6 protein-coding genes are annotated in these 10221 nt (G+C 44.1%); 5 read left to right on the top strand and 1 reads right to left on the bottom strand.

Translation table 11 applies throughout. The features are described from left to right. Positions 1-107: 107 nt before the first annotated feature. A complete protein-coding gene (locus JMX07_RS13090; protein WP_201608386.1) occupies positions 108-776 on the bottom strand; it encodes a hypothetical protein in 669 nt (222 codons plus the stop codon). A 339-nt stretch (positions 777-1115) separates the two neighbouring features. Here JMX07_RS13090 and ggt point away from each other — a divergent pair, with 339 nt between their 5' ends. The 5 genes from ggt (at position 1116) to cysE (ending at position 9524) form a co-directional block, all read left to right on the top strand. Next, the gene (ggt, locus tag JMX07_RS13085) at positions 1116-3074 is read left to right on the top strand and encodes a gamma-glutamyltransferase (protein WP_201608385.1); all 1959 of its coding nucleotides are present in this window, start codon (positions 1116-1118) and stop codon (positions 3072-3074) included. 295 nt (positions 3075-3369) lie between these two features. After that, positions 3370-7089: a DNA polymerase III subunit alpha gene (dnaE, locus tag JMX07_RS13080; RefSeq protein WP_102092738.1), complete on the top strand. Its 3720-nt coding sequence runs from the start codon at positions 3370-3372 to the stop codon at positions 7087-7089. A gap of 72 nt (positions 7090-7161) precedes the next feature. Continuing rightward, positions 7162-7542, top strand: coding sequence for an Hpt domain-containing protein (locus JMX07_RS13075; protein WP_102092739.1), 381 nt, complete (start codon positions 7162-7164; stop codon positions 7540-7542). After that, positions 7542-8423 (top strand): RNA methyltransferase, encoded by an 882-nt coding sequence (locus JMX07_RS13070; protein ID WP_201608383.1) that lies wholly within the window; start codon positions 7542-7544, stop codon positions 8421-8423. Before JMX07_RS13075 ends, JMX07_RS13070 begins: the two co-directional genes overlap by 1 nt. Before the next feature lie 189 nt (positions 8424-8612). Further along, positions 8613-9524 carry a serine O-acetyltransferase gene (gene cysE, locus JMX07_RS13065; RefSeq protein ID WP_201608381.1) on the top strand — a complete coding sequence of 304 codons (912 nt, stop codon included), beginning with the start codon at positions 8613-8615 and terminating at the stop codon, positions 9522-9524. Positions 9525-10221: the final 697 nt, after the last annotated feature.

Below are 10221 nucleotides of genomic sequence, written 5' to 3'. Positions count from 1 at the left end.
TATAGTTCGGTTAGGTTGTCCATGTAAGAAGTCCTTGTTGTGAAGTTTGTCTTGGTAAACTTACTTTAGCAACTTCGGACTTCTTTTTTTATTTTTTTTTTGAGCCCTTATCCCGAACTGGGGTTATCATAGTCACTAGGATAGTCGGACTCTATCGAACCTTTCGCATCATCATAATCATTATAGTCATCATTGTATGGCTCATCATCACTTTCGCTATATGCACCTTCAGGCTGATACGCATAGGTTTCTATAATCGTTCTGAGCAAGCTACTAGATCCTGCGTCGATACTATCTGGGTCAATGAATGGTGCTGATCGATAATTGGCTGTGGCGACTGCGACATGCTCGGTCGCCAAGTGCTGACGAATGGCTGCTAGCAAGTGTGATTTGGCTTGGTTTTCGGTATTTGGATGTTTCTCTTGATCAAACAGCTGCTCATAACGCGCGGCCTGAGCGTTTTGACTGACAGTAAAGGCTTGACCCTGACGTTGGCTCTGCGCGGTATCTGCAACACTAAAGTCCATCATGGTACTAGAAGCGCTGCTATTCGACGACAGATTGGAAGATGAGCTGGCTACAGTTGATTGGCAACCTGCGAGTACAAATGAAGCACTACCAACTAGCAATGCGATAGAAGTCAATTTACCGGCTGGATATAGATGACCGTTATTATTGTTACCATTATATTTTTTATGATCAGTGTTCGATAAATAAGCAGGCGCAGTCTCAGAGTAGCGCTGTCGATTGCGGTTATTAATATGGTGTGATGACATAGTAATCTCTTTGTATGAATAGACAGTCGATAATGAGTGTACAGTGGTACCGTTATTTATATCACAAGACGTTACAATTTAGTAATATTAGCGAATATTTTTAAAGAATTTCTTCATTCATAAATAATTTTCTCTATATAACTGTTGTCTTATCAGTAGTTTCATTTACTTGAAAATTAGCCCCGTTTATTTGAAATAGAGCTGATATAGCTAAACGCTACAAAAGCGTACGCCACAAAAGATAATAAACAACTTTCTACTATTTCATATTTTCGTTACTATTTATGCTTATCTATTTTTTAGCTCTATTCCTTCCACTCGCGTAAAAAGGACTTTGCGATGTCACAGTTATTATCTCGCCACCATCGAACCGCTCAGCAGCGTAAACCAAAAATCAATACCTTACTCAAATCTAGCGTCGTGCTCATTACCAGTACGCTACTGCTATCTATATCCGCACAGGCTGTAGAGCCAACGACCTCAATAAGTAACGCCACGGTCAACAATACATCAATCAATACCAATGCCATAAACTTGGCCATCATGGCTGATAGTCCAACGGTATTATCTGAAACCAAGCGCATCACGCGAGCGAAGACAAATACACTTAACACCACATCGAACAATGCTAACAATGCTAATAGTGACCAAGCCATTTACTCTGAAGACGCCATTCATCATCCAGTTTGGGCAAAAAACGGCATGGTCGCTACCCAAGAAGCGCTTGCTTCTGACATTGGTCTACAGATTCTAAAAGACGGTGGTAATGCGGTAGATGCTGGCGTTGCAGTGGGTTTTGCCCTAGCAGTAACCTTGCCGCGCGCAGGTAATATCGGTGGTGGTGGTTTTATGATGATTTATGATGCCAAACAAGGCAAAACGGTGGCGCTTGATTACCGTGAAAAAGCACCAAGTAGCGCCTCACGCGATATGTACCTTGATAAAGAAGGCAATGCTGTCAGCGACTTATCTCGCTATCATGGCTTGGCCGTTGGCGTGCCAGGGACAGTAGCAGGACTACTAAAAGCGCTAGAAGAGCATGGTACGATGAGCCGCGAGCAAGTTATGGCACCAGCGATAGCACTGGCTGAAAACGGTATAGAAGTCACCGCTGGCTTGTCCGAGTCACTCACGGCGTTGAGTGATCGCTTACAGAAATGGCCAAGTACTAAAAAAGTGTTTTTTAAGCCTGATGGCAGCGCTTATCAGCCAGGTGAACGTTTAAAGCAGCCTGAGCTTGCGCGTTCGTTAAAGCGGATTGCGGTACAGGGTACCGATGGGTTTTATAAGGGTGAGACCGCTCAAAAACTGGTCAAAGCAGTCAACGAAGCAGGCGGTAGCATGAGCCTGCAAGATTTGGCCAATTATCAAGCCATTGCTCGCGAACCTGTCAAAGGCGACTACCGTGGCTATGAGATTGTTTCTATGCCGCCGCCCTCCTCTGGTGGTATTCACATCGTGCAGATTTTGAATATATTAGAAGGCTATCCGCTCAAAGACTACGGACAAAACAGCGCACAGACTATTCACTTAATGGCAGAAGCAATGCAGTTAGCGTATGCAGATCGAGCTGAGTATCTGGGAGATGCCGACTTTATCGATGTACCTGCCAGCGGCTTAACCTCACAAGCCTATGCAGACAAACTGCGTACGTTGATTGATCCCAATAAAGCCACGCCAGCAGCGACTATCAAAGCGAACAATCCTCTGCCCTATGAGAGTGATCAGACCACACACTTCTCTATCGTTGATAAAGACGGTAATGCGATAGCCAATACTTATACGTTGAATTTCTCTTATGGTACTGGTCTCGTTGCGGACGGTACAGGCATTTTGCTCAATAATGAAATGGATGATTTTTCTGCCAAACCTGGCGTACCAAATGGCTACGGTTTACTTGGTGGCGACGCTAATGCTGTGGAAGCCAATAAGCGTCCACTGTCTTCTATGAGTCCGACACTCGTATTCAAAGACAGCAAACCTTACATCGTTACTGGTAGCCCAGGTGGTAGCCGTATCATCACGACTGTCACTCAGATTATATCCAACGTCATCGACCATGATATGAATATCGCTGAAGCAACGCATGCGCCGCGTATCCACGATCAATGGTTACCTGATGAAATTCGAGTAGAAAAAGCACTGAATATCGACACAGTGAAAAAGCTCGAATCAATGGGTCATACGGTCAGTCCAAAATCTGCAATGGGATCTACACAATCGATCATGCTCACACCAAACGGTGTTTATGGATCGTCTGATCCACGTATTGTCGATGCGGCAGTGGTTGGTTATTAAACAAACTGACTTTAATTATCAATTACATAGCCCTCTATACCTCGTTGTATTGAGGGCTTTTTGCTGTTGTCTATAACCGAGTTTTTATACCTTAATGACTTAACTTACGCAGATTAAACCCTTTGAACCTGTGGCTGTCTGCGGCAAATAATGCTATTATTGACGACCCCATTTAAAACGTATCAATATGGCTATCGAGGTCTTGTCGGCCTCTAGATATCAGCGTAATTGATTGATAGTAATCAATTATTTTATCGCTAGCTTATTTCTTTGATCGTACCAGTAAGAGTCTTCTATGGCATTTGTACACCTTGGCATTCACAGCGAATATTCCATCACCGATTCTATCGTGCGTATTAAACCGCTGGTAAAAGCTGCTGCGGCTGACAATCAGCGAGCGTTGGCATTGACCGATTTGTCCAATTTATATGCCACGGTGAAATTTTATCGTGCCTGCTTAGGTGCGGGTATCAAGCCTATTATTGGCAGTGAAGTCATCATGGATAATGAAGACACACGCCTTACCTTACTTGCGATGAATAACGAAGGGTATCAAAACATTACCCGTATCGTATCGCTCGGGTTTACCGAAGGTCGCGCTGATCCTATCAATCATGGTACCCCGGTTATTAAGCGCAGTCATATCTTAGAGCATGCAGCAGGTGTGATTGTACTGCTCACAGAAAAGTCAGACGTGGGTCAAGCATTGGTCGGCTCGATGCCAGAAAAAGCCGATGAACTACTTACTGAGTGGCAGGCACAGTTTGACGATCGTTTATACTTTGCGATCAAGCGTACCAATCGCTCAGGCGAAGATGCTTTTATTAGAGCAGCCATCCATTCAGGTGCCAAACACAACATTCCTATCATTGCGCATAATGACGTGCGTTTCTTAGAGCAAGATGATTTTGATGCTCATGAAGCCCGCGTGTGTATTGCAGGCTCTTATGTCCTTGCTGATCCAAATCGCCCACAGACTTACTCAGATGAGCAGTATCTAAAAACACAAGCTCAGATGGAGCAATTATTTGCTGATATTCCGCAGGTCATTGACAATACCTTGCGCCTCGCTACACGCTGCAATGTCACCTTAACGCTTGGTATTAACGTCCTACCTGATTTTCCTGTGCCTGCAGGCGAAACGATTGAGTCGTTTTTCCGTGCCGAGTCACAACGCGGTCTTGAGCAGCGCTTAGACAAGCTGTTTCCTGTCGAAGCACGTACGGACAATTGGAACGATTTCCGTCAGAGATACGATGAACGCCTCGCATATGAGTTGGATATTATTCTATCCATGGGCTTCCCCGGTTATTTCCTAATCGTCATGGACTTTATCCGCTGGGCAAAAGCCAATGGTGTGCCAGTAGGCCCTGGACGTGGTTCTGGTGCAGGTTCGTTGGTTGCCTATGCACTAAACATTACCGACCTTGACCCGATTCATTACGATCTACTATTCGAGCGCTTCTTGAACCCTGAGCGTGTATCGATGCCCGATTTCGATATCGACTTTTGTATCGAAGGTCGTGACCGCGTTATTGATTATGTCGCGCAAACCTATGGTCGTGATGCCGTCTCACAGATTATTACCTTTGGTACTATGGCCGCAAAAGCGGTTGTGCGTGATGTGGCACGCGTACAAAGCAAATCGTATTTTTTGGCCAATAAAATATCCAAGCTGATTCCAAAAACGCCTGGCATCACACTGAGCCAAGCGCTTGAGCAAGAACCACAACTCAAAGACTTGATCTCTAATCCTGATAATATGGATTATGAAGATGCCATTGAGATTTGGGAGATGGCGATTAAGCTGGAAGGCGTCTGCCGAAATGTCGGTAAACATGCTGGTGGTGTATTGATTGCTCCGCACAAGATCACTGACTTTAGCGCCATTTACTGTGATGATGAAGGTCACCGTGTCAGCCAGTTTGATAAAGACGATGTAGAAGCTGTCGGTTTGGTGAAGTTTGACTTTTTGGGTCTACGCAACTTAACCGTTATCAACGCAGCGGTTGAAAATATCAATTTACGCCGTGCAAAAGAAAACGTACCTGCCTTAGTTTTAGAGGATTTGCCGTTAGATGACAGCAAAGCCTATAAGCTGCTGCAAGATGCCAAAACCACGGCGGTCTTTCAGCTAGAAAGTATGGGCATGAAAAAGTATTTGGCCAAACTGCAACCGACCAATATCGAAGATGTCATCGCCATGTGTGCGCTGTATCGTCCCGGCCCACTCGATGCAGGTATGGTAGAGATGTATATCGACCGTAAGCATGGTCGCGAGGAAGTCATTTATGACCATCCCAATCTTGAGCCGATTTTAGAAAACACCAATGGCGTTATTGTCTATCAAGAACAGGTGATGCAAATCTCGCAGGTGATGGCAGGCTATAGTTTGGGCGGTGCTGATATGCTACGCCGTGCGATGGGTAAAAAGAAACCTGAAGAGATGGCCAAGCAGCGCGATATTTTTGTCACTGGTGCCACCTCACAAGGCATTGATGAAGTCACGTCAGGCGGTGTATTTGACTTGATGGAAAAGTTCGCAGGTTACGGTTTTAACCGCTCGCATTCTGCGGCTTATGGCGTATTGGCTTATCAAACGGCCTACCTAAAGCAATACTACCCTGCCGAATTTATGGCAGCGGTCTTAACTTCAGATATGAACAACACCGACAACGTCGTGTTCTTTATCAATGATTGCCGTGAAAACTTTGGGTTAACTGTAGTCAATCCTTCGGTCAATCGCAGTGAATGGCATTTCGTTGCCGATACTCCGACCAATATCATATATGGTCTTGGCGCAATTAAAGGCGTGGGTGAAGGCGCGGTAGAGTCTATCGTAGATGCACGCCGCCGCGAAGGTCCATTTAAAGACTTATATGACTTCTGCCGCCGTGTGGACATCAAAAAAGTCAATAAACGCACACTAGAAGCATTGGTTAGCGCTGGCTGTTTTGATGACTTTGCCGCCACGCTACGACCTGACTTGCCAGCCGATGAAGCTTACGAGATTCGCGGTGCCTTAATGAGTCAATTGCCAAGCGCCGTACAAGCCGCTGAGCAAGACCGTCAAAACCGCGAAATCGGTATGATGGATTTGTTTGGTGAAATGGACGGTGTGGTCGCAGCGCCGCCGTTAGTCATGACGCCAGAACTCATCTGGGGTGACAAACACCGCCTAAAAGCCGAAAAAAACACCTTGGGACTGTACTTAACGGGACATCCAATCAATGAGTATTTGGATGAGTTGAAACGCTATACCTCTGGTGCGCGTCTCGACAAGTTGACCGATACTGGCTATAACGGCAGCTGTTATTTCTCGGGGCTTATCATAGATATTGCCAACTTTGGTAATCGCAACGTGATTACTTTAGATGATGGTACATCGAGACTCGAGGTCAGCTGCTACGCTGAGCGTTTTAATCGTGTCAAAGAACAGTTAAAAATCGATGAAGTCGTCATTATCAAAGGTAGCATTCGTGAGCGTGATGGACGTTTATTTGCACGTCTTGATAGTGCAATGAGCATGGTAGATGCCAGACTACGTTGGCTCAAAAAAATCAGTATCAAAGTTCACGGTAGTGATATTAATTTGCTCACACGTCTACAACCACTACTTAAATCAGCCCAAGCTGACATTATTCCCGAGCCGCGTTTGGCTTATAACCAAGAGCAAGACGAGCAAGGTGGCAGCGGTAGTAATGTCTACGATCCTGGAATGGGTGGCAGCTTGTATGATGAGAACGGTAATGATTTATTGGCATTAGAAAGCGAAATGAACCATGACGCGGCCAATCAAAACGGTATGCCAGCCAGTTATGCCAATAACGCCCTGAGTAATACTGACGCTTCTATCAATGATAATTGTCTGCCACTTGGACTAAGCATTTATGAAGTCTATGGCATCGCAAATGTTGGACTGTCTGAACACTGGCGCGTTTACCCAAATGACGACAATCTGCAGACATTGAAGACTTTGGTCAGTGAAGAGAACTTACATTTCCATTACAGCTAAGACGTACATTACGTTTTAAAAATTCATTATAGTAATCTTATTGCTTTAACTTTTATAAATTGGACAACCACCATGGATGACACTACAAATAATAATATGCTCGGACAAACTGATGAAGAAATCATCAATCATGAACAGTTCGAGGACATGCGTGACCTGCTCGAAGAAGACTTTGTTGATTTGATACAAGTATATTTTTCTGATAGTAAGCAAAGAGTTGCAGCGCTGCGAATTGCCCACCAAAAAGACGATAACGCCAATGGCTTCGAAACTGCTCATGCTCTAAAAGGTGCCAGCGCCAACTTAGGTACGACTCAATTAGTTCGTCTTAGTAGCCAGTTACAAGAATACTGCCGTGAGCGCCGTATCAATGAGCAAGCCGTCCTGATCGAAGAGATTGCCATTGCATTACACCGTGCCGAACAAGAAATCAATCAGAGACTGGAACAATAATGAGTAACGACGCTTCATTAGCCGTATCATCACGCACAGTGAACGACTACCTTGATTGCTTGCAAGTAGTCATGGTCAATACAACTTTGCCTGCCAATATTGGTTCGGCTGCTCGTGCGATGCATACCATGGGCTTGTCTCGTTTAACGGTGGTCGATCCCAAATTACCGATTGACGAAACCAGTGTGTCTCATGCAGCGGGTGGCAGTGAGTTATTATCGTCAGCTTTGATTGCCCCCACTTTAGATTCTGCTATCTCAGACTGTCAGTTGGTATTTGCCGCTAGCAGTCGTAGCCGTCATATGCCGCGCCCTGTTGTGACACCTACGCAAGCCGCTAAGATTATGTTCGACTTTATCGATGCACAGGCAGCTTTAAATGCAGACGATAGTAATGCTGTTATCTCATCTGCTGCTACTGCTAACAAACCAAATATTGCTATATTATTTGGACGTGAAGACCGTGGATTGACCAATGAAGAATTAGCTTATGCCGATTATCACATTCAAATCGATGCCAATCCTGCTTACCCTGTGCTAAATGTTGCATCAGCGGTGCAAGTCATCGCCAGCTTTATCTTTGCTTATGCTCAAACGCACACTCAGACAGTGGATAGTTTAGATTCGAATACAAGTACAGACGCCCAGTCGACAATCAATGTGAATTTGCGTCAGCAATGGGATGAGCCTGCTATTAATCAGCAGCAGCTGCAACAGCTCACTCAGCGCACCACTGACCTTATGGTACAGCGTGGCCTAGCAAATAACGAACATCTAAAGTCATTGCCATCGCGCTTGTCTAGACTTGGGTCACGCCTACAGCTTGATCAAAAAGAGTACCAGCTATTAAGCGCTTTGATTGCAAAACTATCGAAAGACTAAAACAAGCCGTAGTTTATAAGCTTGCCTTTGTTTGACAGCTTTTTACTATATTTTGCCGTATAAAGCTGTTATAACTTGCAGAAGCTTAGCGAAAATATATATTCCTGATTATCCGAACTTTATGACCACAGATTAGAGGCATCGCTGTTTTCGCAACGACACTCTACCGACGAATAGATAGGACGCTTTATGTCATTGCCATCCAAATTGTTCAAATCGCTTATTACTATTAAGAACGATTTGAAAGAAGATATTGATGCAGTATTCACCCGAGATCCTGCGGCGCGTAATAGTCTGGAAGTTATCCTAACTTATCCGGGCATACATGCGCTTGTTTTGCATCGCGGTGCACACTGTCTTTGGAACAATGAACAAAAACTAGCCGCTCGCGTTATCTCTTACGGCTCGCGCATCATGACGGGTATCGAGATTCACCCTGCTGCCAAGATTGGTAGACGGTTTTTTATCGATCATGGTGTCGGCGTCGTCATTGGTGAGACGGCTGAGATTGGTAACGATGTGACGCTATACCATGGTGTTACTTTGGGCGGTGTGTCTTGGAATAATGGTAAGCGTCACCCAACGCTAGAAGACGGTGTAACAGTCGGTGCTGGTGCAAAAGTTTTAGGGCCATTTACGGTTGGTAAAAACGCTAAAATCGGCTCAAATGCAGTGGTGGTCAAACCAGTACCAGCAGGCGCTACGATGGTCGGCAGTGCCGCGCGTATGATCTCAGATCATCACGATGAAAAAGGCAATCCAATCGCGACAAAAGTACAAGATGCCAAGCAACAAGAAAAAGTTGCGCAAGCTGGTGAGAGCAACGATCAAACTAACGACACTACCCCTACTGCCAAACGCACCAATACCTTCCGTGCTTATGGTATCGACCCTTATTCACAAGACCCTGTCGCAGAAGCATTTGCTAAAATGCTTGAGCACATTCAACAATCAGAGAATCGCCTCGATCAACTACAGTCAGCGATGTGCGATATTGATCCTAATTTTTGCAAAAAAGAGTATGACAAACTGTGTCTAGAGGATTTAGATGTGATTGGTCGTGCTGATGTAGAAGATATCAATGATGAAAAAAATCGCTAAGACAATCGTTAGAAGTAGGCAGTACTGTTACCGTATAAACTGATAACAAATGCTTATACGAATTGTAGAAAAGACACAATAAATTCAAGGCGGTCTTAGATAAAATCTACCATATCCGCATACATGGTAGATTGACTTGCTTGACTTCCTAGCAAATTCCAATCTTTCGAATCGCTGACTTTCATCTCAGAGTAAGCTGCACAAGCTAAGAAGTTCTCTGATGAGTTGATAACTTAGAAGACCTTTGTTCGTCCTGTATATCCAATATTACTCAATGTATACAACAACGATATAATCAAAATTAGATTGTGCTATATCTCTGTGCCTGCGCTATACCAGATATTTAATAGTTTTTACTAAATAAATATATCCTGACCTCACCGCTTCTTGTGAGCTTTGATTTATCATATTGTTAAAATTAGAAAAAATTATTTAGCAGCCTTTCCGCACTGTTTACTTCACTAAAGCTATCAATTATTTCATTTTTAACCGTCTGCGACATGTATTTAGTACTTTTTAGTATTAGTAGTAGGTTTGAAATCGCCCAAGTAATCGTAAATAAAAATCTTTCTAGGGCGTGTCTTCAATTGGATAAGCCCTAAATAATAGTTACAATACCGCATCTATTGAGTCGATGCGAGAAATACAAGTTATGGCAAGAAAAGCATTAACAGATACGCTTTGGGATCAATTGCAA

The organism is Psychrobacter immobilis (assembly GCF_904846235.1).
Lineage (GTDB): Bacteria > Pseudomonadota > Gammaproteobacteria > Pseudomonadales > Moraxellaceae > Psychrobacter > Psychrobacter immobilis_C.
This window is presented reverse-complemented; position numbering and strand designations above follow the sequence as displayed.

Excerpts from the sequence above, each read along its gene's own strand:
- ggt (WP_201608385.1), top strand. The coding sequence starts at position 1,116 with ATGTCACAGTTATTATCTCGCCACCATCGAACCGCTCAGCAGCGTAAA.
- dnaE (WP_102092738.1), top strand. The coding sequence starts at position 3,370 with ATGGCATTTGTACACCTTGGCATTCACAGCGAATATTCCATCACCGAT.
- JMX07_RS13070 (WP_201608383.1), top strand. The coding sequence starts at position 7,542 with ATGAGTAACGACGCTTCATTAGCCGTATCATCACGCACAGTGAACGAC.
- cysE (WP_201608381.1), top strand. The coding sequence starts at position 8,613 with ATGTCATTGCCATCCAAATTGTTCAAATCGCTTATTACTATTAAGAAC.
- JMX07_RS13075 (WP_102092739.1), top strand. The coding sequence starts at position 7,162 with ATGGATGACACTACAAATAATAATATGCTCGGACAAACTGATGAAGAA.
- JMX07_RS13090 (WP_201608386.1), bottom strand. The coding sequence starts at position 776 with ATGTCATCACACCATATTAATAACCGCAATCGACAGCGCTACTCTGAG.